The sequence below is a fragment of the Sphingomonas sp. BGYR3 genome, assembly GCF_025153455.1.
Taxonomy (GTDB): Bacteria; Pseudomonadota; Alphaproteobacteria; order Sphingomonadales; family Sphingomonadaceae; genus Sphingomonas.
Window position 1 is genome coordinate 263429 of the sequence record NZ_JANZNT010000001.1, and the last position, 24648, is coordinate 288076.

21 protein-coding genes and 3 pseudogenes are annotated in these 24648 nt (G+C 64.3%); 9 read left to right on the plus strand and 15 right to left on the minus strand.

The window, feature by feature from the left end:
• Positions 1 to 9 precede the first annotated feature (9 nt).
• From galA to cyoA, 7 genes are read right to left on the minus strand one after another with little or no spacing between them, the layout of a single operon-like run.
• On the minus strand, positions 10 to 2889 hold the full coding sequence (gene galA, locus NYR55_RS01185; protein WP_260021511.1) for a beta-galactosidase GalA: 2880 nt from the start codon (positions 2887 to 2889) through the stop codon (positions 10 to 12).
• Positions 2890 to 2891: 2 nt separating this feature from the next.
• On the minus strand, positions 2892 to 3635 hold the full coding sequence (locus NYR55_RS01190) for a copper homeostasis protein CutC (RefSeq protein ID WP_260019430.1): 744 nt from the start codon (positions 3633 to 3635) through the stop codon (positions 2892 to 2894).
• 45 nt (positions 3636 to 3680) lie between these two features.
• A complete protein-coding gene (locus NYR55_RS01195; protein ID WP_260019431.1) occupies positions 3681 to 4409 on the minus strand; it encodes an SURF1 family protein in 729 nt (242 codons plus the stop codon).
• Complete coding sequence (cyoD, locus tag NYR55_RS01200; RefSeq protein WP_260019432.1) at positions 4406 to 4813, minus strand: cytochrome o ubiquinol oxidase subunit IV; 408 nt, start codon at positions 4811 to 4813, stop codon at positions 4406 to 4408. Before cyoD ends, NYR55_RS01195 begins: the two co-directional genes overlap by 4 nt.
• Positions 4810 to 5439: a cytochrome o ubiquinol oxidase subunit III gene (gene cyoC / locus NYR55_RS01205; RefSeq protein WP_260019433.1), complete on the minus strand. Its 630-nt coding sequence runs from the start codon at positions 5437 to 5439 to the stop codon at positions 4810 to 4812. The genes cyoD and cyoC overlap by 4 nt, the downstream gene beginning before the upstream one ends.
• Positions 5440 to 5444: 5 nt before the next feature.
• Complete coding sequence (gene cyoB, locus NYR55_RS01210) at positions 5445 to 7454, minus strand: cytochrome o ubiquinol oxidase subunit I (protein ID WP_260019434.1); 2010 nt, start codon at positions 7452 to 7454, stop codon at positions 5445 to 5447.
• Positions 7455 to 7468: 14 nt separating this feature from the next.
• A complete protein-coding gene (cyoA, locus tag NYR55_RS01215; protein WP_260019435.1) occupies positions 7469 to 8665 on the minus strand; it encodes a ubiquinol oxidase subunit II in 1197 nt (398 codons plus the stop codon).
• 155 nt (positions 8666 to 8820) lie between these two features.
• Here cyoA and NYR55_RS01220 point away from each other — a divergent pair, with 155 nt between their 5' ends.
• The 3 genes from NYR55_RS01220 to NYR55_RS01230 all read left to right on the plus strand — a co-directional run bounded on the left by NYR55_RS01220 (position 8821) and on the right by NYR55_RS01230 (position 11948).
• The gene (locus tag NYR55_RS01220) at positions 8821 to 10143 is read left to right on the plus strand and encodes an MFS transporter (RefSeq protein WP_260019436.1); all 1323 of its coding nucleotides are present in this window, start codon (positions 8821 to 8823) and stop codon (positions 10141 to 10143) included.
• 9 nt (positions 10144 to 10152) lie between these two features.
• Entirely contained in the window at positions 10153 to 10350 is a 198-nt protein-coding gene (locus NYR55_RS01225) for a hypothetical protein (RefSeq protein ID WP_260019437.1), read from the plus strand.
• A gap of 323 nt (positions 10351 to 10673) precedes the next feature.
• Entirely contained in the window at positions 10674 to 11948 is a 1275-nt protein-coding gene (locus NYR55_RS01230) for a site-specific integrase (RefSeq protein ID WP_260019438.1), read from the plus strand.
• Between the two features lie 376 nt (positions 11949 to 12324).
• Here NYR55_RS01230 and NYR55_RS01235 read toward each other — a convergent pair whose 3' ends face one another.
• Genes NYR55_RS01235 through NYR55_RS01255 form a run of 5 tightly spaced genes read right to left on the minus strand, consistent with a single transcriptional unit; the run spans position 12325 to position 15517 of the window.
• Complete coding sequence (locus NYR55_RS01235) at positions 12325 to 12762, minus strand: hypothetical protein (protein ID WP_260019439.1); 438 nt, start codon at positions 12760 to 12762, stop codon at positions 12325 to 12327.
• Positions 12746 to 13237 carry a DUF3299 domain-containing protein gene (locus tag NYR55_RS01240; protein ID WP_260019440.1) on the minus strand — a complete coding sequence of 164 codons (492 nt, stop codon included), beginning with the start codon at positions 13235 to 13237 and terminating at the stop codon, positions 12746 to 12748. Before NYR55_RS01240 ends, NYR55_RS01235 begins: the two co-directional genes overlap by 17 nt.
• An 11-nt stretch (positions 13238 to 13248) precedes the next feature.
• Positions 13249 to 14511 carry an ABC transporter permease gene (locus tag NYR55_RS01245; RefSeq protein WP_260019441.1) on the minus strand — a complete coding sequence of 421 codons (1263 nt, stop codon included), beginning with the start codon at positions 14509 to 14511 and terminating at the stop codon, positions 13249 to 13251.
• On the minus strand, positions 14508 to 15134 hold the full coding sequence (locus tag NYR55_RS01250; protein ID WP_260021512.1) for an ATP-binding cassette domain-containing protein: 627 nt from the start codon (positions 15132 to 15134) through the stop codon (positions 14508 to 14510). The genes NYR55_RS01245 and NYR55_RS01250 overlap by 4 nt, the downstream gene beginning before the upstream one ends.
• A 5-nt stretch (positions 15135 to 15139) precedes the next feature.
• Positions 15140 to 15517, minus strand: a complete 378-nt coding sequence (locus NYR55_RS01255) for a MerC domain-containing protein (RefSeq protein ID WP_260019442.1) — start codon at positions 15515 to 15517, stop codon at positions 15140 to 15142.
• An 89-nt stretch (positions 15518 to 15606) separates the two neighbouring features.
• Here NYR55_RS01255 and NYR55_RS01260 point away from each other — a divergent pair, with 89 nt between their 5' ends.
• The 5 genes and pseudogenes from NYR55_RS01260 to NYR55_RS01280 form a co-directional block, all read left to right on the plus strand.
• On the plus strand, positions 15607 to 16833 hold the full coding sequence (locus NYR55_RS01260; RefSeq protein ID WP_260019443.1) for a GTP-binding protein: 1227 nt from the start codon (positions 15607 to 15609) through the stop codon (positions 16831 to 16833).
• A complete protein-coding gene (locus NYR55_RS01265) occupies positions 16833 to 17432 on the plus strand; it encodes a DUF1826 domain-containing protein (RefSeq protein WP_260021514.1) in 600 nt (199 codons plus the stop codon). The genes NYR55_RS01260 and NYR55_RS01265 overlap by 1 nt, the downstream gene beginning before the upstream one ends.
• Positions 17433 to 17469: 37 nt before the next feature.
• Entirely contained in the window at positions 17470 to 19584 is a 2115-nt protein-coding gene (locus NYR55_RS01270) for a M3 family metallopeptidase (protein WP_260019444.1), read from the plus strand.
• The gene (locus tag NYR55_RS01275; protein ID WP_260019445.1) at positions 19581 to 21602 is read left to right on the plus strand and encodes a TonB-dependent receptor; all 2022 of its coding nucleotides are present in this window, start codon (positions 19581 to 19583) and stop codon (positions 21600 to 21602) included. Before NYR55_RS01270 ends, NYR55_RS01275 begins: the two co-directional genes overlap by 4 nt.
• A gap of 41 nt (positions 21603 to 21643) precedes the next feature.
• A pseudogene (locus NYR55_RS01280) lies at positions 21644 to 21787 on the plus strand (Fe-Mn family superoxide dismutase); the annotation flags it as partial.
• A 306-nt stretch (positions 21788 to 22093) separates the two neighbouring features.
• On the opposite strand, the pseudogene mobQ reads toward NYR55_RS01280, so the two are convergent.
• Positions 22094 to 23401, minus strand: a pseudogene (gene mobQ / locus NYR55_RS01285) (MobQ family relaxase); the annotation flags it as partial.
• A gap of 171 nt (positions 23402 to 23572) precedes the next feature.
• Between mobQ and NYR55_RS01290 the strand changes: the two are divergent.
• The gene (locus NYR55_RS01290) at positions 23573 to 23899 is read left to right on the plus strand and encodes a conjugal transfer protein TraD (protein ID WP_260019446.1); all 327 of its coding nucleotides are present in this window, start codon (positions 23573 to 23575) and stop codon (positions 23897 to 23899) included.
• Positions 23900 to 23954: 55 nt separating this feature from the next.
• Here the strand turns inward: NYR55_RS01290 and NYR55_RS01295 are convergent.
• A pseudogene (locus tag NYR55_RS01295) lies at positions 23955 to 24326 on the minus strand (nucleotidyltransferase domain-containing protein); the annotation flags it as partial.
• Positions 24327 to 24378: 52 nt separating this feature from the next.
• A complete protein-coding gene (locus tag NYR55_RS01300; RefSeq protein WP_260019447.1) occupies positions 24379 to 24609 on the minus strand; it encodes a hypothetical protein in 231 nt (76 codons plus the stop codon).
• Positions 24610 to 24648: the final 39 nt, after the last annotated feature.

Sequence of the window (24648 nt, forward strand, 5' to 3'; positions counted from 1 at the left end):
TCCCCCGGATCATTCCGCGGACAGGGATACCCGTCCGGTAATGCCGGACGGGGTTCCGGGCACCGACTGGATCAGCACCGACAGGAACCGGGTGCCCGGCGGAATGGTCAGTTCGGCCGGCCCGTCCGCCCGGCCCGTTCGTTCAGCCACCAGCACGCCATCGGCATAAAAGCGTGCATTGCCCGCAACAGCGGCGAACCGGACGACGCCGCCCCGTTCCCTGATCCGGCGGCGAAGCGGCAGCTCTGCCCGATAGACGCGCCATTGCGGGGTGGGATCGGGCGGTGTGGGGGTGCCGCTGTTCACGAACGCCCATAGATTGTTGTCGCCATCCGCCGGGCGCGATGCGGGGTCAGGCATCGCTGCGGTTGCCGGCGAGCGTCTCCAGTTGCGGATGCTGATCACCGACGGCTGCACGGGGACGAACGGGCGCGGCTCGCTGGCGATGCGGGGCAGGGTCAGCGTTACCGGACGCAGACCGTCTGCACTTGCTTTCAGGACGATGCGGCCCGCGCCCTCGTCTGCCAGCAGGATCGCCTGAGCCAGGCCGTTGAACAGCGAGCGTCGATTGCCCTTTTCCGGCTCATGCGAATTGGGGTCGCCATTGCCAAGGCCGATGATGGATGCGCCATTCAGCGACAGGGTGACCATCCGGTTTTCCGTGGGCACATGGTTGCCATCGGCATCCACGGCATCGATGGTGACGGGCATCGCATCCTCACCATCCCCGCGCACCCGCGTCCGTGCAGGCGTCAGACGCAGCGCAACCGCCGGTCCGGCAGTGCGGTGGACGGAACGCGTGACCACGCGCCCGCCGCGCAGCCCCTGAACCTCCAGCGTGCCGGGGGCATAGGGCACCGTAAAGCTGTTCCCCATGATCCGGTCGCACGCCGCCTCGCCCACGATCCGGCGGTTCACGATCACGCGGACGCGTTCCGTATTGCTGGTGACCAGCAGGTCGACGGGCTTTCCCTCCCGCCCCGGCCAGGTCCAGTGCGGGGCGACGGCGACGACCGGCTGATCGTCGATCCAGTGCGCGCGGTGGATGTCATAGGCGGTCTTGGCAAAACCGCACAGGTCGAGGATGCCGAAAAAGCTGGACGTTGTCGGCCATTCGAACGGCGTCGGCTCGCCATGATAGTCGAACCCGGTCCATACAAAGCCGCCGGCGACAAAGGGGCGGGCCGCAATCGCCGCCCATGCCTTGCGATGCGTGGCGCCCCAGTCGGCGGCCTCATCATCCATCGATGACATGACGTGCGCCGCGCGGTCGGTGGCATAGGCGCCGCGCGTCATGAAGGCGCTGGTATCTTCCGAACTCGTCACCGGCAGGCGCGGATTGGCGGCGTGAAAGCCGTCATAATCGCCCTGATAGTAATTGAAGCCCATGACATCGACGACCTGGGACACATTCACCGGATCGTAAAAGGATCCGTTCATCGCCGCCGTCACCGGCCTGCTGTCGTCCAGCGCACGCACCGCTGCCTGCATCCGGCGCACCATGGCGACGCCAGAGGCGGTGCCCTGCATCGGTTCCTCGTTGAACACCGACCACAGGATGATGCTGGGGTGATTGCGGTGCGCGCGGACCAGCCAGGTCAGCTGAGCCAGATTTTCGGGCGCGGGATTGAATACCCGGTTTTCGTCCATGACGACAAAGCCCATGCGGTCGCACAGGTGATAGAACGCCTCTGCCTGCGCATTGTGCGAACAGCGGATGGCGTTGACGCCCATGTCCTTCATCCGCCGAAGCCGCCATTCCAGCAGCGTGTCGGGCACCGCGACGCCGGTTCCGGCATGATCCTGATGCAGGCACACGCCCTTCAGCTTGACCGGCCGGTCGTTCAGCAGAAAGCCCCGGTCGGCATCGAAGCGGATGGTGCGGAACCCGATGGGGATCACGCGCCGATCCTCTCCGGCGATAACGGTGACGGTGTACAGCGTCGGCTGTTCGATCGACCAGAGGCGGATGGTGCCTGGGTTCAGGGTCAGCCGCGCTTCGGCCGTGCCAAGCGCCGGGACCTGAGCCGACACGCTGTCGCTGACGATCAGGCGGCCGTCCGGATCGCGCAATTCCACCGTCACCGTCTGAGCGCCCGGCGCATCCGCCACGCTTTCCAGCGTCACGGTAACCCGCACCTGCCATTGCCCGTCGATCAGGCGGGGGTCGCAATGGACGCCATTGGTGGCAATCGAAATGGGCGGCCGGACGGCCAGCCAGACGTCACGGTAGATGCCGGCCCCTTCGTACCACCACCCCTCCATGGGCACGGCATCCGCCTTGACCACGATCTGGTTGAGGTCGTCCCCGAACCGCGAATAGGGGGTCAGGTCGACGGTAAAGCCGTTATAGCCGGAGAAGTTGCGGGCCGCCCGGCTGCCGTTGATCCACACCGTCGCCTCGGTCGCGACGGCGCCGAATTGCAGTTCCAGCTTCTTCCCGCGCTGTGCCGGATCAAGGCGCAGCGTCCGGCGGTACCACCCGATGCCGCGCGGGCGATACCCCTGCGACACATTGGCGGTCTGAACGAACGGCTGATGCGATGCCCAGTCATGGGGTAGCGTCACCGGTTGCCAGTCGCTGTCGTCGAAGTTGACGGCGGCGGGGCCGCGCGCATTGCCGGCCTTTGCATTGCCATAGGTGTCGTTGTGACTGACGGGCGGCGGGGTATCGATGTCCCCTTCATGAAACAGCCAGCCGCGGTTGAGCAGGCGGCGGCCCGGCTCGGTCACCGGCAGGGGCTGGGGCAGGGCATCGACCGGGGCCAGACCGTGGAGCAGCGGTTCATCCGCGAATTTCGATCCCAATGCCCCCGAATGGCGGGCCAGGGCAGGCAGCGGGAGGCCAAGCGCGCCGGTGGAAAGCAGCAAGGTGCGGCGGCTGAGCATCGTCACGCGTCGATCGCCTTTCGTAGGTTGCGGACCGCGTCCACGCTGGTGATCCGGGGCGGCCCGCTGGCAAAGCCAAGGGCGAGGACGCGCGGGTCCGGTGCATCGCCGTCCATGCTGGCGGAGGCATGAAGCTGCGACGCGCCGGTTTCGATAAGGATCCTGCGCGCATTGTCCGCCCGGATGCCGGAACCGGGCAGAATGCCGATGCGATCGCCCGCCCGCATCACCATGCTGCGCAGCACGGGCAGCGAGTCGATCGCCCGCTCCGCGCCGCCCGATGTCAGGATATGATCGAACCCCAGCCGCGCGGCCATGTCGACCGCCTCGACCGGATCGGGCAGCAGGTCCACCGCGCGATGCAGGGCCAGCGTCAGATCAGGCCGGCCCCTGCGCGCCGCGCCAACGAATTCGGCCAGCAGGCCATCGTCCAGTTTAGCACCGTCCAGGGCCCCGAACACAAGGCCATCGACCCCGGCGGCGATCAGCCCAGCGGCCTCGGCCATCAAGGTCCGGCGTTCGGCGGGGGAATAGACGAAATCGCCGCCGCGCGGGCGAACCATGGCATGAACCCGGACCCCCGCCGCCTGCGCCAGCGGGACGACCAGCGAAGCCAGGCCGATGCTGGGCGTCAGACCGCCAAGCGCGAGCGCGCTGCACAGTTCGATCCGGTCGGCCCCGCCGTCAATCGCGGCCTGCGCGCCATCCAGTCCATCGACACAGATTTCCAGTTGGATCCGCGACACCCTTGCCCCCGATAGCGGAGCCTCGCCCGCTCATTTGTCTGATCATTAGTCAGCGGAGGCCGGGCCGGCAACCCGTCGCAGGACCAGCCAGGCACCCCAGCCGCATCCTAGCGCAAGCGCAAACCAAGTCAGGGCGTAAACAAGGTGGTTGTCGGAAAATCGCACGACGGTCAGCCCGCCGACCGGATATCCGCCGGCATTGGGCCGGGCGTCGGCGTCGATGAAATAGGGGGCGACATTGGCAAGCCCGCGCGCACGGGCGATTGTGGTGATGTCGCGTGAATACCAGCGGTCGGCGGCGGGATCGTTGCTGCGCAGAAATCCGCCGCCCGGCTCAGTCAGGCGCAGCAGGCCGGTGACCGTGACGGGTCCGCCGGGATTGCCGTTCAGCCGGGTCGCCGGGTCGCGCCGGTCGGACGGCACAAAGCCGCGATTGACGATCAGGGTAAAGCGCCCGGTTTCCAGCGGGGTCAGCACCCAATAGCCGGCACCGCGATCGGTCACCGCCTGGACCAGCGTTTCCCGGTCGTGGCGAAAGCGACCGGTGGCGACCACCCGGCGATAGGCGTCGGCCGCCTGGGTAAGCCTACGCCAGCTGTCCGGCCCCGGCGCGGCAACCGGAGCGGCCGCGATGCGCGCATTGACCGACGCGATCAGGGCCGCTTTCCACTCCATCCGCTGGATCTGCCATATGCCCAGCGCAACCCCGGCAATGGCGAGCAGGATCAAAAGGCCTGCCAGCCCGAAACGGGCAGTGGCGGGCCGGATCGTCACGGGACCGGGTTCGTCGTGTCGGGCGTCATCTCCATCCCCTGCGGCATCGGCATCATGTTGCTGTTCAGATGGCTCATCACCCACAGCGACCCGGCCAGCATGATGAACACCACGATGATGGTGAACACGAGCGAGGTCAGGCTCCACCCGCCCTCTGCCTTGGGCGTCATGTGCAGGAAATAGATCATGTGGACGATGATCTGCGCCACCGCGAACAGCATGATGGTGACGGCTGTAACGGCCGGCGATAGCGCGCCGGTCATCACGAGGCCAAAGGGGATAGCGGTCAGCAGGACGGACAGGACAAATCCGGTCACATAATCGCGCATCGTGGCGTGCGGGATTTCGATGCCATGATGCTCGTTCGCATCATCGCCATGGACGGCAACAGGTTCAGCGCTCATCGCAGCATTCCCATCAGATAGACAAAGGTGAAGACGCCGATCCAGATTACATCCAGAAAGTGCCAGAACAGGCTGAGGCACGCCACACGGCGCTGATTGGCAGGATTAAGGCCGTGAACGCCCAGCTGAACGATCAGGGTTACCAGCCAGATCAGACCGAAGGTGACGTGCAGGCCGTGCGTTCCGACCAGCGTGAAAAAGGCGGAAAGGAACGCGCTGCGCTGGGGCGTCGCGCCGATATGGATCAGGTGGGCGAACTCATACAGCTCGATCGCTAGGAACGCGGCACCGAACAGACCAGTAATCGCCAGCCAGGTCTGCGTGCCGCGTACGCGCCCCGCCTGCATCTGGATCATGGCAAAGCCATAGGTGATCGACGAAAACAGCAGCATCGCGGTGTTGAGCGCGACCAGCGGCAGATCGAACAGATCGCGAGGGGCTGGCCCGGCGGCGAAATTGCCGCCGAGCACGGCGTAGCAGGCGAACAGGATCGCAAAGATGAGGCAGTCGCTCATCAGATAGATCCAGAAGCCCAGCATGGTGCTGTGCCCTTCGGGATGCGGATGCTCGTCCAGCTCGAAATATTCGGTCCGTTCGCCGCCCGCCGGGATCGTGGTGGTGCTCATCGCCCTTACGCCTCCAAAGCGGCAAGCTGACGGGTACGATCGCCCTCTGTCGCCGCGACCTCGCTGGCGGGGATGTGATAATCCCGCCGATAGTTGAAGGTGTGGACGATGGCCGCCCCGATGATCCCGACAAAGCTGGCGGCGGCAAGCCACCAGATGTGCCAGACCAGGGCAAAGCCGCACACCGCGCTGATCCCGGCGATGACGACGCCTGCACCGGTATTGGCGGGCATATGGATGTCCTTGTACCCGTCGACCGGCCGTTCCACGCCAGCGGCCTTCATGTCGTACCATGCGTCCAGCTTGTGGATGCGGGGCGTGAACGCGAAGTTATAGGCCGGCGGGGGCGAGCTGGTCGCCCATTCCAGCGTCCGGCCGTTCCACGGATCGCCGGTTTCCTCGCGCAATTCCTCACGCTTCCAGATGCTGACCGCGAACTGGACCAGCATGGCGCCGATACCCGCCGCGATCATCGCCGCGCCGATGCCGGCAATGACGAACCAGATCTGGTAGGACGGATCGTCGAACACGCGCATCCGGCGGGTGACGCCCATCAGGCCAAGGACGTAGAGCGGGGCAAAGGCGACCCAGAAACCGGGGACCCAGCACCAGAAGCTGACCTTGCCCCAGAACTGGTTCAGCTTGAAGCCGAACGCCTTGGGCCACCAGTAATTGATCGCCGCAAAGATGCCGAACAGTACGCCGCCGATGATCACATTGTGGAAATGCGCGATCAGGAACAGCGAGTTGTGCAGCACGAAGTCGGCCGGCGGCACCGCGAGCAGCACGCCGGTCATCCCGCCGACCGTAAAGGTCAGCATGAAGGCAACCGTCCACATCATCGGCAGTTCGAACCGGATGCGGCCGCGGTACATGGTGAACAGCCAGTTGAAGAGCTTGGCACCCGTCGGGATCGAGATCACCATGGTGGTGATGCCGAAGAAGCTGTTGACGCTGGCGCCCGATCCCATCGTGAAGAAGTGGTGCAGCCACACGACATAGGACAGGATCGTGATGACGACCGTCGCATAGACCATCGAGGTGTACCCGAAGAGCTTCTTGCCCGAAAAGGTCGAGACGACTTCGCTGAACACGCCGAACAGCGGCAGGATCAGGATGTACACCTCCGGGTGGCCCCAGATCCAGATGAGGTTGACATACATCATCGACGACCCGCCAAAGTCGTTCGTGAAGAAGTTGGTGCCGGCATAGCGGTCCAGACCCAGCAGGGCGAGCACGGCGGTCAGCACCGGGAAGCTGGCGACGATCAGGATATTGGCGCACAGCGAGGTCCAGGTGAACACGGGCATCTTCATCAGGCCCATGCCGGGTGCCCGCATCTTCAGGATCGTGACGATCAGGTTGATGCCCGACAAGGTCGTGCCGACCCCCGCGATTTGCAGCGCCCAGATATAGTAATCCACACCGACGCTGGGGCTGTACGAAATGCCCGACAGCGGGGGATAGGCAAGCCAGCCGGTCGCGGCGAACTCACCCACGAACAGCGACGCCATGGTCAGGCCAGCGCCCGCGGCCGTCATCCAGAAGCTGAAATTATTGAGGAACGGGAAGCTGACGTCCCGCGCGCCGATCTGCAGCGGCACGACATAGTTCATCAGACCGGTGATGAACGGCATCGCTACGAAGAAGATCATGATGACGCCGTGCGCCGTGAAGATCTGGTCGTAATGGTGCGCGTCCAGATAGCCTTCCGATCCGTTAAAGGCCATCGCCTGTTGCAGCCGCATCATGATCGCGTCGGCAAAGCCCCGCAGGAACATGACCAGGCCGAGGATCATGTACATGATCCCGATCTTCTTGTGATCGACGGTGGTGAACCACTCCTTCCAGAGATAGCCCCACAGGCGATAGCGGGTAATCAGACCGAGCAGGCCGACGCCGCCGATGATGACGACCACCATGGTGGTCAACACGATCGGGTCGTGCGGCAGGGCATTCCATGACAGCTTGCCAAGGAGGAAGGTCGGTTCTGCGGCGGAGGTCGAAATGGTCATCTCAGCACCGTTGTTCAGGAAAGCGGAACAGGATTGATCTGGGCGGTGGCAGGGCCATTGGCAGCCCCAGCGCGCGGACGCGGCAGCCCGGCACCAATCAGCGGGGTCAGATCGACCCGGCGGACCATTGCGGCGGCAACGCCCTTGCCCAGCATATCGGGGTTCGTACAAAGCTCGGCGACATAGGCTTTGGTCTCCGTAGCGGCGGTGCGCTGGTCATTCGAACCCCGCGCACGCGCCTTGTCATATTCGAGCTGGCGAACATTATAGAGGCCGGCGCGGCCCATGCCGCCCTTGGCATCGATCGCCATCATGTCGTGCATGCACATCTTGCCCGGCTCGACGCACAGGTTGACGATCCGGTCGAACAGGCCGCGCTCGACCGAGGCGAACCGCATCACCGGGGCCTTCACACTCGGCTTTTCAAGCTTCAGATATGCCGCACGGTCGAGCGATAGGCTGCTGCCGCGCGCGCCGGCGGCCCAGGCGTCGAACCCGGCCTGGTCCAGGCTCTTCACGGCAAAGCGCATGTTCGAAAAGCCGGCGCCGGAATAGTTGGCGGAAAATCCGGTAAAGTTACCGCGTTCGTTCAGGACGCCGTGCAGCTTCGTTTCCATGCCGGGCATCGCATAGATCTGACCCGCCATTGCAGGCACGTAAAAGCTGTTCATCACCGACGAGGACGAAATGCGAAACTGCACCGGCCGATCGACCGGCAACGCCAGTTCGTTCACGCTGGCGACGCCCAGTTCGGGATAGATGAACAGCCATTTCCAGTTGAGCGCCACCACCTGCACCTCCATCGGCGCGGTGGTCGCGGCAACGACCTTGCCGGGCGCAGTGCGCGCGAGCGGGCGATAGGGGTCGAGCAGATGGGTGCCGACCCAGGTCAGCGCGCCAAGGCAGATGATGATCATCAGCGGCGCGGCCCAGATCAGCAGTTCCAGCTGCGTCGAATGGTCCCAATCGGGCTTGTAGGTCGCGGCCTTGTTACCCGCGCGATACCGCCACGCAAAAACTGCCGTCGCCGCCATGACCGGCACAATGATGAGCAGCATCAGCGCCGTCGACATCATCACCAGATTGCCCTGTTGCCGGGCGACATCGCCCGCCGGATCAAGGACGATCAGGTTGCAAGCGCCCAGCATCGGCAGGGCGAGGAGCGGAAGGATCGCGCGGGCGGAGCGCGGCAATGACGGATTCAGGGTCATGACGGTCCATCTATGCTGGTCCGGCGAACAGCGACATTGGACATTTTGTCCAATACCGCGCACGCCGATAAAACGGCAAAGCACCAAAACGGTCGTGATGCGTTATGGTTCGCAACACCCCGGAATATTGCCAGTCAGCCCGTGGAAACCCGCTTATGACCGCCACCGCCGCCCAGACCACCGAAGCAGAGCGCGACGCCCGCGAAGTCAATACGGGCGGCCACGGCATTGCGCCCGGCGAAATCGCCATTGGCGTCATCATTGGCCGGACGTCGGAGTTTTTCGACTTCTTCGTCTATGCCATCGCATCGGTGCTGGTGTTTCCGAAACTTGTGTTTCCCTATCTCGATCCGCTGTCCGGCACCTTGTGGTCGTTCGCCGTCTTTGCGCTGGCATTCATGGCGCGGCCGGTCGGCACGGCTTTCTTTACCTGGGTGGACACCGCCTATGGTCGCGGCGCCAAGCTGACCGTCGCCTTGTTCCTGCTGGGCGGATCGACTGCGGCAATCGCGTTTCTGCCGGGTCACGCCAGCATTGGCGTTGGATCGGCGCTGTTGCTGGCGCTGTTCCGCATGGGTCAGGGCGTGGCGCTGGGCGGTTCCTGGGACGGGCTCGCATCGCTGCTCGCGATCAACGCACCCGAGGATCGGCGTGGATGGTATGCCATGATCCCGCAGCTTGGCGCGCCGCTTGGCCTGATCGTTGCCAGCCTGTTGTTCGCGTTCCTGATCGCTGCCCTGCCTGCGGAGGATTTCGTCGCCTGGGGCTGGCGCTATCCCTTCTTCGTCGCCTTTGCGATCAACGTGGTGGCGCTGTTCGCCCGGTTGCGCATTGTCGTGACGCCCGAATATGGCGAATTGTTCGAAAAGCGCACGCTTCAGCCCGCGCCGGTGATCCAGACGATCCGCACCGAATGGCGGGTGATCGTGCTGGGCGCATTTGCGCCGCTGGCCAGCTTTGCCATGTTCCACATGGTAACCGTCTATCCGCTGAGTTGGGTATTCCTGTTCACCAACGAATCCCCCGTCCGGTTCCTGCTGATTGAAGCGGCCGCCGCTGCAGTGGGCGTGCTGGCCATCCTGGCGTCGGGCAAGCTGGCCGACCGCTATGGTCGCCGCAATGTGCTGGCCGCAACGGCCGTTGCGATCGCGGCGTTCAGCGGCTTTGCCCCGCAGCTGCTGGATGCCGGCGGCATTGGCGAGGCGGTGTTCATGTTTGCCGGGTTCATCCTGCTCGGTCTGGCATTCGGCCAGTCGTCGGGTGCCTTGTCGGCCAGCTTTACGCAAAAGCGCCGCTACACGGGGTCTGCTCTGACGTCCGATCTTGCCTGGCTGTTCGGGGCGGGTTTCGCGCCGCTGGCGGCACTGTGGCTGTCGGCCAACTACGGGCTGATCGCGTCCGGTACCTATCTGCTGTCCGGCTCTGTCGCCACGCTGGCCGCGTTGTGGCTCAATCGCGAACTCGGCAAGCAGCAGTAAGGGGTCGGGATGTTCGTCAGCTTCGACCCCGACTGGCCTCCGCCTTACGATCCGCCGCCGCCTCCGCGCCGCCGGCCGTTGCGCCGGATCGACCGGCAACAGGAAAAGCGCCTGTTTCAGGCGGTTGCCTTCAACATCGTCCTGCTGCTGGTCGCGCCGATCGGCGGAGCGACCCTGTTTCTGGCGTTCAGCCGCCTGTTCGGCTGACTGCTTCAGGCCGCGTCAGCACAGTCATTTTACGACAAGCAGACGGACAGCTATCGAGGTCCGTATTGCCGACTGCGCTGCGGCGAACCAAGGGTTCTGCCTTCGTTGCAGTATGTACAATCGCCGGGGAAAATGGTGGACGCACTAGGGCTCGAACCTAGGACCCGCTGATTAAGAGCTGAACCATATGGGTTCGTGCGTATCTCGCGACGTATTGATTGCCGACACTTCTGTGTCATGACGATCCAATCAATTTCAGGTTATTTCTGGTTAAATGCTACCTAAGGTAGCACCCAGGGAACCTACATTTGAGAGGAAATCAAATGGTCGGGCGACCCGCGAAGACGCCAGCTAGCACGCCGGAGAAGAGCAGCCTGCTGCTCACCGAAGCCAAAATCCGGGCGCTGCGACCGCCCAAGGCGGGGCAGGTGGAATATTGCGATACGCTGGTGCCAGGCCTGCGCGTGCGGATTGGCGTGTCGGGCGCCAAGAGCTTCATTTTGCGCAAGCGCGTTGCGGGGAAATATTGCACCATCACGCTTGGTCGCTACTCGGAACGCCTGCCGCTTGCCGAGGCGCGCAAGAAGTCGCGACAGATCTTGTCGGACGTGGAGTACAAGGCCGACCCGGTTGCAGCCTTGCCAAAGCCGCGCGTGCGCCGCGTGGATGGTTATACCGTGCGCGAGCTTTGGCCGAACTACCGCAATGCCAAAGCGCACCTGCGAAAGATCGACGAGATCGAGCGCGTCTTTAACCGCCATATCCTGCCCGAATTTGGCGATCGCGCTGCCGATGCGATTGCGCGCAGCGAGATCACCAGGTTCATCGACAAGATCGCCGAAAAGACGCCAGTGATGGCGCGCAACGTACTGTCTGACTTCTCAGCCTTTTACACCTGGGCACTGCCGCGTCTCAACCGATTGCCGGCCAATCCGTGCCGCGATGCCGGGCGGCCGCCAAAGCCCAAGGCACGCGAGCGCGTCTTGTCGGACCGTGAGATAGGCGCGTTGTGGCATGTGCTCCATGACGAGGCTGCCCCGTTCGGCCCGGCGATCAAGCTGCTGCTGCTGACGGGCCAACGCCGCAATGAGGTATTCGAGGCCGACCGTGCGGAGTTCGATTTCGAGCGGCGGCTGTGGACTATCCCGGCTGACCGCGCCAAGAACGGCGTTGCGCATCTGGTGCCGCTATCACCCCAAGTGTTGGATACGATTAGTGCACTCGTACATGATGAGCGAAGCGATAAGCTCATCCCAGCCCGCGGGAACCCGGAAGCAGGGCCGAGCGGCTTCAGCAAAGCAATGCGCCGCATTCGGGCTGCCTTGGCGGGACGGCTCGGTGAGCCGGTGCCACACTGGACGCTCCATGATTTGCGCCGAACGATGGCAACCGGCCTCCAGCGGCTCGGTGTCCGGCTTGAGGTGACCGAGGCGGTATTGAACCATGTGTCCGGCTCGCGTTCCGGCATCGTCGGCGTATACCAGCGGCACAACTATTTTGAAGAGAAGCGAATAGCATTGGCTGCCTGGTCAAAGGAGGTCCAACGTATCGCACGCAAAGCGTCACGAAATTCCAATCGCCGACAGATTTCGCGATAGCGGATTCTGTCCTATTGTGGCTTAAGGGTAGAGCATAAAGAGGCGGGTTCTGGGCCGATTGCGGTCAGGCGGGTTCTAGGCGGAACGGCGGCAAAGCAGACGCTTTTTGTGGAGCCCCTCGCTAACGCCGAGAGGCTCTGTAATTGGGCCGGCTACGGACTTGCTGTTCGCGGACAGCATTTATGGCAAAGCTGCGTTTGGACCCCGGCCTCGCTCGGTGCAAAGGAAACAACCGCATTTGGCTGCTAGGCGACAGGCAGCCTAGCCGGACATAGGTTCGTAAATGCGACATGCGGTCGGTCAACTCAACAGCAGACGTCACTTCGACTGGCAAATCGATGCAATGCGTAAATCAGAACCAAAGGAACATGCGTCGTCAGTTGTGGCATGATAGCACTTCCGAAGGCGGAGAGTTCATCGAGCTTGTTCTGCCGTCTCCGACACATCGGCAACAATGGCCGGGCAGTTCAACATGATAGCGGGCCGGGTGAAAATCCGCCTGTCGACAGATCTGCCCGAGCCGATGATAAACGTCGGCAAGCGGATGAAGCGTCGCCGCGCCGCACTCCGAACAGATAAGGATCAACTGATATTGGCTGGAATTCGCCACCCACGCCTTCAGGCTGACGATACTGGTCACGCGATTGCGGCATTCAAGCGTCGACAGCGCGCGGTAGACACTGTTGACATGAACGACCCGACCGCAGCGCGCGGCCAGCAACCCGGCAATCGTGTAGGCAGAGGCCGGGCGCTTGCACTCGATCAGCACGTCATAGACGCGATCGGCCAGCGACGGCTTAATTCGGCCGGGCATTAGTCAACCGATAGAAAATGCCGCTTTCGTCCTGGCCAGTCAGGTTCAGCGTGCCGCTGACGATATGGACCTTTTCCTCGTCCAGCGGGAACGGCGTGCTGGCGATCACCTCAAGAAACTGGTTGGGCATCGCGTGGAAATGGAACGGGCAACCGGGCGGATAGGCGAGCAGGACGAAGCGCGACTGCTTGGGCTTGGCGTCCAGCGGCATCATCCATCCGGCGACCTTGATCTGCTTGCCAGCCAGCGCCTTGACCGCAGGTGAGAACACCGGCTTCGAATAGATGACGCCCTTCACCGTCCGCGTCGTCTCTTTGGTCAGTTCGAGTGTCTTCCACGATATCCCGCCCGGCGGCGTCGGCGCGGGCAGCCATACCTCGATCGCGCGGGCCGGGCTGAACAGCATCGGCGCGGCCAGGATCGGCGCTGTCAGCAATGTGCGGCGGCTGAGTTTCTGGAGTGTTTCGGCATTCATGGTTTCGGCCCTCAATTGCGGGACAAGGTGGTGGCGAGGTCGATACGGAACACGCGCAGCGCCGGGACCAGCGCGGCCGAAGCACCGATAGCAAGCACGGCCGTGAGGATGCCCAGCTCGGCCGGATCGAACCGAAGTGGATCAATGCCGATTTCCGCCAGGGCGCGGAACCGGTCGACTGCAATTGCGATGATGCCGTGCGCGGCCGCGATGCCGACCAGCGCGCCCGCCAGTGCGGTCAGCACGCCCTCAAGAACAATTGTCCCGAACACCTGAACCGGCGTCGCACCCATGACGCGCAGCAGCGCCAGGTCGCCCTCACGCGCCCGCGCGGCATTGAGCAGGGCAACGAAGATGGCGAGGCCGCCCGTTCCCGCCAGCAGCCAGGCGAACAAGCGCGCGCCCTCGACCCCCGCACCGAACAGTGACAGTAGCCGGCCGGTTTCGACAGCGGGAACCGCCGCCTGCATCTCGGTCTGACGATTGATGAAGCCGGGCACGCTGACCGCGCCGAAGGCCGAGCGATAGGTGACCAGCAGCGCCGTTACCTCCGGGTCCATTGCGTGCGGATTGTCCGGCGCGGCGGCTTCATCCGAGTGGTCGTGATTGTCGTCGGCATGGTCGCTGTGATGTGCCCCGGTCCCCTCGTCATGCGCCGCATGCGCAATGCCATGGACGTCCCAAACGCTCTCGACCGGGGTCAGGATCAGGCGGTCGGCGACCGTGCCGGTCGGGGCAAGAATTCCAGTGACGGTAAAGGGATGACCGGCATGTTCGCCGCCATCCTCGCCCGCGCCGTGGCTGCCTAGAAATCGCTGTCCGATCGCAGCCCCGGTCGTGCGCACGACATCCGTGCCGATCACCGCTTCCCCCGATTTGGCGAAAACCCGGCCCTGCGCGATCCTCGCGGCATAGATATCCAGCCATTCGGGCTCAGTGCCGACGATCCGATAGCCGCGGAAATTGTCGCCCAGCGCCAGGGGGACGACGCGCGCGACCGCGCGGTTGGCGCGCAGCGTCTCGATACTCGACAACGGAATGTTCCCGGTCGGCTGATCGAGATGATAGATGGACGACAGGATCAGCTGTAGCGGCGATCCCTTGGCCCCCACCACGAGGTCGATGCCCTGGGCATCGCGCTCCAGCCGGCTGCCAAGCTGGGTCGACACGATCAGCAGCAGCACCAGCGATGCGACCGCCAGCGCCAGCAGCAGCATGTTCAGGACGGTCGTTCCGGCACGGTCGCGCAGATAGGCAAAGGTCAGGCCGATCACAGCGTCACCACCCGGCCGAACAGGGGGCGCAGGCGCGCATCATGGGTCGCGACCAGCAGCGTGGCGCCGGAGGCATCCGCCCGCTCGATCATCAGTCGGGCAATGCGCGCCATCGACGCATCGTCCAGCGCGCTGGTCGGTTCATCGGCAACCAGCAGGTCGGGCGTGCCGACCAACGCACGGGCAATCGCAGCGCGCTGGGCCTCGCCCTGGCTCAGATCGCGGGGACGGGCATACGCGCGATGGGATATCCCCGCCGCCTCGATCAGCGTATCGACCGCTGCCACCGAATGCGGCGCGCCGGCGAGCCGCTGGGCCAGTAACAGATTTTGGCGGACATCGAGCGCGGACACGAGCCGCAGCGACTGAAAGACCAGGCCGATGCGCCGTCGCCTCAGCGCATCGCGCCGGGAGGGACCGATGCCGGTCATCGGATCGCCGGCGATCAGAATGCTGCCGCAATCGGGAGTGAGCAGCCCGCAGATCAGGTTGATGAGGGTCGACTTGCCCGATCCCGATGGACCGAGCAGCAGACTGTGTTCACCGCGCGCCATGCGGAGCGACATGGCCTCGAACAGGCTGCGCCCGCCCATTTGGTGCGTCAGGTCGGAAATCGTGATCACTTCACTCAATGCCGCATCGCCCTCCAGTTGACGGCGTGACCGAGGGCCAGCAGCAGCGATCCCGGGACGGTCAACAGCGTCTCCAGCCATTCGCCTTCGGCCAGCAAGGCGCCTGCACCGATCAGGCACAATCCCGCACATGCAATCAGCGCGGGTTCGGCACGGCGGTGCCGTCGCCAGCCGGCAGCCAGCGCCAACAGGCTCATCGGCACGGCAAGAATGAACATCAAAAGGTGGAAACGCTCGGGCAGCGCAACGAACGCCGTCAGCGCCGGAGCCACGATCAGCAGAGCAGGCAGCAACAGGCAGTGGACCAGACAAAGCGCCGATGCGCCGATGGCAAAACTGTCGAGCAGCTTTTGTTGCCGTGAAATGGCGGCCATTCCTTTTCTCCGTTGCCCGCTGGACAAGCGGCGCGCCGCCCTGCTACGTCGTGCAATGATATACCATCACATTGCAGTCAAGGTGTTGCATGGCCAGTAAAGACAATCGTTTGCCCGTCACGGTCCTGTCGGGCTTTCTCGGTGCCGGCAAAACAACCCTGCTCAACCATATCCTGACCAATCGCGAAGGTCGCCGGGTCGCCGTAATCGTCAATGACATGAGCGAGGTGAATATCGACGCCGACCTGGTGCGCGGCGGCGAAGCGGCCCTGTCGCGCAGCGAAGAGGCACTGGTCGAAATGACCAATGGCTGCATCTGCTGCACGCTTCGCGACGACCTGTTGAAAGAGGTTCGCACGCTCGCCGAACAGGGGCGGTTCGATTATCTGGTGATCGAAAGCACCGGCATTTCGGAACCGCTGCCGGTTGCCGCCACCTTCAGTTTCCGCGACGAGACGGGCGAGAGCCTGGGCGATGTCGCGCGGCTCGATACGATGGTCACCGTCGTCGACGCCGTGAACCTGATGGCCGATTATACCAGCGAGGATTTCCTGGCCGATCGCGGCGAATCGATGGGTGAAGAGGATGATCGCAGCCTGGTCGGTCTGCTGGTCGAACAGATCGAGTTTGCCGACACGATCATCATCAACAAGGCTGGCGACGTATCCCCCGACCATTTGGCAAAGGTGAAGCAGCTCGTCGCCTCGCTGAACGCGGACGCACGCATCCTGACGGCCGATCAGTCCCGCGTGCCGATGGACGATGTGCTGGCAACCGGGAGGTTCGATGAGGAGGCGGCCGCCCAGCATCCGCTCTGGGCCAAGGAGCTGTACGGCTATGAAAGCCATCGCCCGGAAAGCGAGGAATATGGCATTGAGAGCTTCGTCTATCGCGCGCGCCGCCCGTTCGATCCGTCACGCTTCTATCGCTTCCTCACGAATGGCGGCTTGAAGCATGTCATTCGCGCCAAAGGCCATTTCTGGCTGGCCACTCGCCCCGATTGGGTCGGCGAACTGGCGGTTGCCGGGCGGCAGACCACGACCTCGCGCATGGGCCGCTGGTGGGCATCCATCCCAAAGAATCAGTGGCCGGCCGATGGGCGGTTCGAGGAATTCGTTGCGCATCACTGGGACTTCACCTGGGGCGACCGCCGTCAGGAGCTGGTGTTCATCGGCATCGACATGGATGAGGCGACGATCCGTGTCGCACTCGACGCCTGTTTGATCGAAGCGGATGGGTTCACGCCCGACGCATGGCGCGACCTTCGCGATCCCTTCCCGGCATGGGGCCAGCAATCGGCGCTTGAGACGGCGTGATGGCGACCTTGGCCGATGATGTGCTGGACGGGGCGGTCCAATGCCTGCCGTCGCTCGATCATATGGCTATCGCGGCCCGCTCCGGGGCGGCCCTTGCCATCGGGCAACGCGTCCTGCCCAAAGCGGTCGAGGACGCGCTGGGCGGGCTGGATTGGGAGGCGATCGACGATGTCGAACTGACGCTCGACCTCCCGGTCGGCGTCGACACGCTGGCGCTGAACCTGGCCGTCAGCGGCTATCCGTCCGCTGCGGCGCACGCGCTGGCCGAGGATATCCTTGCTCTCGCCATGGTGCAGGCCCGCGCAACCGGGTCGAATGCGCTGTCGATGCGGCTGCAGGTGGTCGAAACCGATTCCTGCCGAAAATTCCATGCCGATTACGTTACCCGCCGGCTGCTCACCACCTATGCCGGACAGGCGACACAGTGGTGCCACGCCGACAAACCGGACCGGATCGAGCAGCTATCGGCAGGCGATGTCGCCATCTTCACGGGCCGGGTGATGATAGACCCTCCGGTCGTGCTGCATCGCTCGCCCCCGATCGAGGCGGCCGGCGAATTGAGGCTGTTGCTCGTAATCGATCCGGCGGCCCGCGACTGAGCGCTTCCCTATTCCTCTTCTACCTTCAGGAATGACCATGCATCCGATGTTTGTTGCTGCCACCAGTATCGTTGGCATCGCCACTGCAATTGCGCTGATCGCGTCCCCAGCCCTCGCTCAGGCCAGCCTTGCCAATCCGTTGCTGGCCAAATGGTCGACGCCCGACGGCGTGCCCCCCTATGACCAGATCCGGCCAGAGCATTACGAACCTGCGTTCGACAGCACGATCGCCCAGGCGCGGGCCGATTATCGCCGCATCGCCGATGATCCAGCACCGCCCAGCTTTGCCAACACGATCGAGGCGATGGAAGGCGCAGGCCGTCCCCTGGGGCTGGTGGCCAGCGCCTTTTTCAACGTCGCTTCGGCGGATGCGACGGATGCGATCCAGAAGGTCGAGGAAGCGGTGACGCCGAAGCTGACCCGGCTGTCGAACGAGACGCTGCTGGACCAGAAGCTGTTCGCCCGGGTCGATGCGGTATGGAAGGCGCGCTCGACCCTCAACCTGACGCCCGAACAGGCGCGGCTGCTTGAGGAAACGCACAAACGTTTCGTGCGCGCCGGTGCGGCGTTGAGCCCGGAAGCGCGGGCGCGCGTTGCCGCGATCAACGAGGCGCTGGCCAAACTGGGTGTGGAATTCGGCCAGAAGCTGCTCGCCGACCAGAAGGCGAACGGCGTCGTCCTGACCGCCGCCGAGGTGGAGGTGCTGCCGCAGGATCAGCGCGATGCGGCGGCGACTGCGGCCAAGGCGGCGGGCCAGGATGGCAGCTTTTTGTTCCCGGCCACGCGTTCGGCCGCCGAGCCCTTCCTGTTCGCATCGCCCAATCGCGCGGCGCGCGAGAAGATCTGGCGGGCGTTCGCCATGCGGGGCGACAATGCCAACGCGAACAACACGGGCGAGACGATCAAGCAGCTGGTGGCGCTGCGCATCGAACGCGCCAAGCTGATGGGCGCCAACAGTCATGCCGATTTCGTCCTGGAAGACGCCATGGCGAAGACGCCGACCGCTGCCATGGACCTGCTGATGCAAATCTACCGGCCGGGCCTGGCCCGCGCCAAGGAAGAGATGCGTGATATCAAAAGCTATGCCGCCAAGGATGGCGTGACCAAGGTCGAGCCGTGGGACTGGCGCTACTATGCCGAAAAGGTGCGCCAGGACCGCTTCGCGCTCGATGAGCAGGCGTTGAAACAATATCTGCCGCTGGAGGGCATGGTCGCCGCCCTCTTCGAAACGACCAACAAGCTCTACGGCCTCACCGCGCATGAGCGAAAGGACATTCCCGTCTATGCCGATGGCGTGCGGGTTTGGGAAATCCGCGAAGCAGATGGGACCAAGGTCGGGCTGTTCTATGCCGACTGGTTCGCGCGGCCGACCAAGCGGCCCGGCGCATGGATGAACAGTCTGCGCGACCAGAATGGGCTGTTCGGCGAGATTGCGGTGGTGGTCAACAACCAGAATATCGTGCCCCCGGCAGCAGGTCAGCCGGCGCTGATCTCGATCGACGAGGCCGAGACGCTGTTCCACGAATTCGGGCACGGGCTGCACGGCCTGCTCAGCAAGGTGCGCTACCCCTCGCTGTCGGGCACCGGGGTTTCGCGCGACTTCGTCGAATTCCCGGCGCAGGTTTATGAACACTGGATCACGGAGCCGGAAATCCTGCGGAAATACGCCCGTAATGCGGCGGGCGAACCGATGCCGGAGCCGATGCTGCAGGCCCTGCTCAAGGCGCGGACCTTCAATCAGGGCTATGTGACAGTGCAGCAGCTTTCATCCGCCATCCTGGACATGCGACTCCACACGCTGTCGGCACTGCCCGCCGATTTCGATGCGCGCGCCTGGGAAGCGGCACAGCTCAAGGAACTGGGCGTGCCGGACGCGATCGGGATGCGCCATCGCCTCGCGCACTTCAGCCATATCTTCGACGGTGGTTATTCGGCGGGCTATTACGCCTATAGCTGGGCCGAAGCGATGGACGCCGACGGGTTCGAAGCGTTCAAGGAAGCCGGGAACATCTTCGATACGGCACTGGCCGGGAAGTTGCGCCGGGAAGTGCTGGAACGGGGCAACAGCCGCGACCCGGCGGAAAGCTACATCGCCTTTCGCGGGCGCCTGCCCAATGCCGATGCGCTGCTGAAAAACCGCGGCCTGAAATGAAGTCGCTGGTCCTGTCCCTTGCGGCATTTGCATCGGCCGAACCGGCAAATGAACCGGAACCGCCAGGGGCCGAGGACGAGATCGTCGTAACCGGCCTGTTCCGCCGCGATCCGCGCGAGAGCACATCTCCGGTGTCGGTCGTGGCGGGGGTCGAGCTGGAGCGCGACCTGCGTCCGCAGATCGGCGAGGCGCTGGCCCGTCAGCCCGGCGTATCGGCCAGCAGCTTCGGGCCTAATGCCTCGCGCCCGATCCTGCGCGGTCTGGCCGGCGAGCGGGTGCGGGTGCTGACCGATGGGATCGGTGCGTTCGACGTGTCCAATACCTCGGCGGATCATGCGGTTGCCATCGATCCGCTGCTGGCTGAGCGGATCGAAGTGCTGCGCGGCCCGGCTTCGCTCCGCTATGGCTCATCGGCCATCGGCGGCGTCGTCAACGTCCTCGATCGACGGATTCCAATCGAGGTGCCAGAAACATCGTTGGGCGGGCAGGCACGGGCGGGCCTGGCGAGCGCGGCTCAGGAACGCTCGGCCGGTGCCAATGTGGCTGTGCGGGTTGCTGACCGGGTGGTCGTGTCGGGTGGCGGCAGCTTGACCGATACCGATGACCTGCATGTTGGCGGCCCGCTGCTGTCGGCACCCCTTCGGGCAATGGCGCGGGCCAGCAGCGATCCGGGCGTGCGGGCACTGGCCGACTTGTCCGGCCGTCTGCCAAACAGCGGATCGCGGACCCGCACTGCCAATCTGGGCGCAGCCGTGATCGACGAGCGCGGCGATCTGGGGCTGGCGATCAGCCGCTATGAAAGCACCTATGGTCTGCCCATCCGGTTCGACCTCAACCCCGGCGCCGAGCAGGAAGGCGTTTCGATCGAGGCCGAACAATGGCGTGCCGATATGCGCGCGTCGGTCGCGCTTGGCGGTGACTGGCTCGACCGGCTGTCCCTCCGGGCAGGCTATGCCGATTATGCCCATGTCGAGCGCGAGGGCGATGGCGGCATCGGCACCCTGTTCGCCAATGAGGGTATCGAAGGGCGCGTGGAGCTGAACCAGGCGAGGCGCGGCGGATGGCAGGGGGTCAGCGGCGCGCAGTTCTTCTCCCGCGACTTTCTGGCCGTCGGGGCGGAAGCGTTCGTGCCGCCCAACCAGACGGAGCAGATGGGGCTGTTCACGCTGCAGGAAGTGACGGTCGGGCCAGTCCGGCTGGAAGCTGGCGGCAGGATCGAGCGCAGCCATATCGTCTCGCAATCCGTCGGTTTTGATCGCAGCTTCATGGCGCGGTCGGTGGCAGCGGGCGCGTTCGTCACTGCGGCCTCCTGGGCGAAATTCGGCCTCAACCTCTCCAGCACGGCGCGTGCGCCCGCAGCGGAAGAGCTGCTGGCTAATGGCCCCCATGTCGGCACGCAAAGCTACGAGATTGGCGATCCGACCTTCGGGATCGAGCGGGCACGCGGCATCGAACTGGTCACCCGCCTGTCCGGGCGCGGCTGGCGCGTCGATGCATCCGCCTATCGCACCCGGTTTTCCGGGTACATCTATGAGTTCGAAACGGGTGAGGTGATCGACGCGCTCCCGGTGTTCCGTTTTGCCCAAGGCGATGCAACCTATCGCGGGTTCGAGGTCGAGGGACAGGCCAGCGTGATCGACGGGCCGGTCCGGATCGGCGTCGATGCGCTGATCGACGCCGTCGAGGCAACGATCGACGATTTCGGGCCTGCACCGCGCATCCCTCCGCTGAGGTTCGGCGGCGGCATCGAAGCACGGGGTGACCATTGGGGCATGCGCTTCGAGACCGAACGGACGACCCGCCAGCGCCGCACGACGGGTTTCGAAACCGAAACCCCAGGCTTCACGCTGGTCAACCTCTCCGCCGACTGGAAGCCTTGGGCAGCGCGCGAGCTTCGATTGACGGTGAGCGCCAGCAACCTGTTCGACGTCGAGGCACGACGCCATGCCAGCTTCCTCAAGGATTATGCGCCGCTTGCCGGAAGGGACGTCCGCCTGGGCCTCAGCGCCCGCCTCTAACTTCGAAAGGTTTGCCAGAATGCGTTTGCTTGCCCTTATCATCGGGTTGGGTGTGGCTGATCGTCGGCAGGGACGGCAAGCTCGCCATCACCTCGACGCCCAATCAGGACAATCCGCTTATGGACGTGGCTGAGACAAAGGGCACGCCGATCCTGGGCAATGACGTCTGGGAACACGCCTACTACCTCATGCCGCCAGTCAGCGACGAACCGGTTGGCCCGCTCGCCAAGCTCAACCCAGAGCTCGCCCTCGACCAGCATCGCCCGGATCGCGCGCCGGGTCTGCCCGCCCGCTGCTTCGTCAACCAGGCCAGGGGTCTTGTTCATCGCCGATCGCAGATCTTCCGCCCCGCCCGGCTGCACCTGCTCAAGCGCATCCCAGGCGCGGGTGAACGCCCGGCGCTGCTCGACCAGCGGCTCGAGCCCCTGGCGCTGCATCCCGATCATTACCTTCGCTGCCTCGGCATAACGCTGCACCGCGCGCTCGAGTGGCACCGAGCGATCGGTCAGCAGGTCGCGCCCCTGACCCCATTGATGCTCGAGACTGGCCAGGGTCCGCGACGCAATGCCCGATCCGCCTTCGAGGTTCTCGGCGGCGATGCCCGACAGGGCAGCACCCTGCACCTCAAAGCCGGCACGCTCCCAAGCTTCGCGCGCAACGCCGAGCATCGCGCTCTTGCCGGTCCCGGCATAGCCAACCACCGAAGACAACCCGTGATCACCGGTCACATGCTCAAGCGCGCCACGCTGCTCGAGCGAGAGGTGCAGACCACGTTGTTGGGCAGCAGCCAAGGCATGGTCCCGATGGCGCGGCGAAAGCCCGTGCGAGCGCTGCGCATCGAGCGATGCGGTGGCCCGCCCGAGCCGCTGCTCGGTCTCCAGCATCGCGCGCGACGTGAACCGCTCATCGCGCCGTCCGTCGCTTGCAAGCTTCACGATCTCCGGCGATGCGCGCACCGCTGCCATCACCTGATCGAACTGGTCTTTTCCCTCGCTGTGGCGATGCACGAACATCGCAAGCTCTCGGGTGGTGAAGGTCGATTGCTGATGGGTGATCGCATCGAGCGCGATCCGCGGATCGGCGATGATCTTCTCCCCATTGGACCGGGCAATGGCATGGTGCTCGACCAGCCGCTCGCAGTCCCTGCCTTCGACGGCCATGCGCGAGGCGGCGGGGCCGATCTTGTTCTTCGGCTCGAGATCGATCCCGTGGGCTTCCAGCGACCGGTGATCGATGCGGGCATCGATATCGAGCGCGGCCAGCCGCTCGTTGACATGTCCGGCCCAGCGCTCGCGCCAGCCTTCCAATACATCGGTCCGGTTCCATTCGCGGTTTTTCCGGCCGAACCCGTCCTCATCGACCTCGCGCATGGTCAGCATGACATGGGCATGTGGCTTGGGCTGGCCATCGACGCCCATGTCCCAGTGCACATTGAGATCGGCGACCATGCCCTCGCTCACAAACTCGCGCTGGACGAAGTCGCGGGCGAGCTCGATCCCCTGGGTAACAGTCAGCTCACGGGGAATGGCCAACTCGACCTCCCGGGCAAGCTGCGCGTCCTTGCGCAGCTCGGCAGCCTCGACCGCGTTCCACAGTTGCTCGCGGTCGCCCCAAGCCTCGGGTGCGCCGTCGGGCAGCATCACCTCGGAATGCACGACCCCGGTCTTGTTGGTGAAGTCATGGGAGCGGTCGAGGCGATCGTCGCGCAGCCGCCCGGCCGGGCGATAGGTGGCCGCGGCAACGGCCGATGAGCCGACCGCCCGCGAGATGACCTTTGCCGAGAAATGGTAGATCGCCATGACGGCCATCCATCTACACCGCAAAGCGTACGTCGGCACGACGTATAAGCGCGCCCTCAAAAGAATTCATCTTTCTCGGGACGCGGGAATCTCACCAAAGATCAACGCATTGCTGCTGATCGAGCGGCCCGATAACTGGAGGGTCCCCACGCCAAACAGAAGGGACATCCCATGCGCAAACCGCGGGACTTCGATGCCGAACTGAAGGCACTGACCGAGCGGGCAAAGCAGCTTCGGACCAGAAAGCAGAGCCAGCTGGGCGAGCTCGTCATTGCAACTGGTGCGGACAGCCTCAGCCCCGACGAACTGGCCGGCGCGTTGCTCGCGCTTGCTCAGACCACCGACCGCACGAAGCGGGAGGCGTGGCGGCGGCGCGGCGAGGCGTTCTTTCAAGGCAAGCGCGACCAGTTTCGGGCAAGCGCTGCGGACCAGCCAGGCAGCGAGCCGCAGGATCAAGGCACAGATCGCGCGGACCCAGGCCAGCCAGGCGCGGCATGATCATCGGGACTGGCAAGTGAAGCGGCGCGAACGCACCCGTCAGCTGATCGAGCTTGCCGTCATTCACCTCCTGCAGGGTATGGACGATGAAGTTGACCGGGGTGCTCAGCGTGTGGGTGATGCCAAGCTCGCGGTTCAGTCGGTCCTCGAGCTTCAGCCAGTAGCTGACCCGGTCGGTCAATCGCTTGTCGTTGACGATGACCAGGAGGTCGAAGTCCGACTTGTAGCCCTTTGCGGTATGCGGCTCATCGACCCAGCCGCCTCTGGCATAGCTGCCATAGAGGATCACCTTGAGGATGCGGCCCTCCTTCTTCCACTCATGCTTGGCCAGCGCCAGCGCATCGTCGAACTCCTCGAACAGGATCTGCACCACCCGCTCGAGCTCGCGCTGCTTGGCTGGCGGTAGATGATCGATATCGCTGCGCATGGTCTCCTCACCCTGTAGGGCTTGATCGGGGATGGCAAGTCATTGGCAAGGCTCACCATGGCCAAAGACGCCGCCAGATTGGATCGGGTTCACGATCTGCCTCGATGAGTCGCTTCAGCGCCTCGACCAGCGCGGCCTCTACTCTCCCCACGCTGATCCCGAACATCATCGCCAGCGCCTCGTTGCTGAGCGAGGGGTCCGAACGCAGCGCCAGGATGAGCTGTCGCGCCAAGGGCGACATGCGCCGCATTGCCTTGCGATCAATCCGGTTCGCTTTGCCCATGATGTTTTCCTGCGAGAACCGCCCAGGTCCGGCGCCGGG

Bases quoted from the DNA above. Each gene is read 5' to 3' on its own strand.
- NYR55_RS01290 (WP_260019446.1), top strand. From the start codon at position 23,573: ATGCGCAAACCGCGGGACTTCGATGCCGAACTGAAGGCACTGACCGAG.
- NYR55_RS01235 (WP_260019439.1), bottom strand. From the start codon at position 12,762: ATGCCCGGCCGAATTAAGCCGTCGCTGGCCGATCGCGTCTATGACGTG.
- NYR55_RS01260 (WP_260019443.1), top strand. From the start codon at position 15,607: ATGGCCAGTAAAGACAATCGTTTGCCCGTCACGGTCCTGTCGGGCTTT.
- NYR55_RS01270 (WP_260019444.1), top strand. From the start codon at position 17,470: ATGCATCCGATGTTTGTTGCTGCCACCAGTATCGTTGGCATCGCCACT.
- NYR55_RS01300 (WP_260019447.1), bottom strand. From the start codon at position 24,609: ATGGGCAAAGCGAACCGGATTGATCGCAAGGCAATGCGGCGCATGTCG.
- NYR55_RS01265 (WP_260021514.1), top strand. From the start codon at position 16,833: ATGGCGACCTTGGCCGATGATGTGCTGGACGGGGCGGTCCAATGCCTG.
- NYR55_RS01240 (WP_260019440.1), bottom strand. From the start codon at position 13,237: ATGAATGCCGAAACACTCCAGAAACTCAGCCGCCGCACATTGCTGACA.
- cyoA (WP_260019435.1), bottom strand. From the start codon at position 8,665: ATGACCCTGAATCCGTCATTGCCGCGCTCCGCCCGCGCGATCCTTCCG.
- cyoD (WP_260019432.1), bottom strand. From the start codon at position 4,813: ATGAGCGCTGAACCTGTTGCCGTCCATGGCGATGATGCGAACGAGCAT.
- cyoB (WP_260019434.1), bottom strand. From the start codon at position 7,454: ATGACCATTTCGACCTCCGCCGCAGAACCGACCTTCCTCCTTGGCAAG.
- NYR55_RS01230 (WP_260019438.1), top strand. From the start codon at position 10,674: ATGGTCGGGCGACCCGCGAAGACGCCAGCTAGCACGCCGGAGAAGAGC.
- NYR55_RS01275 (WP_260019445.1), top strand. From the start codon at position 19,581: ATGAAGTCGCTGGTCCTGTCCCTTGCGGCATTTGCATCGGCCGAACCG.
- NYR55_RS01255 (WP_260019442.1), bottom strand. From the start codon at position 15,517: ATGGCCGCCATTTCACGGCAACAAAAGCTGCTCGACAGTTTTGCCATC.
- NYR55_RS01225 (WP_260019437.1), top strand. From the start codon at position 10,153: ATGTTCGTCAGCTTCGACCCCGACTGGCCTCCGCCTTACGATCCGCCG.
- galA (WP_260021511.1), bottom strand. From the start codon at position 2,889: ATGCTCAGCCGCCGCACCTTGCTGCTTTCCACCGGCGCGCTTGGCCTC.
- NYR55_RS01220 (WP_260019436.1), top strand. From the start codon at position 8,821: ATGACCGCCACCGCCGCCCAGACCACCGAAGCAGAGCGCGACGCCCGC.
- cyoC (WP_260019433.1), bottom strand. From the start codon at position 5,439: ATGAGCACCACCACGATCCCGGCGGGCGGCGAACGGACCGAATATTTC.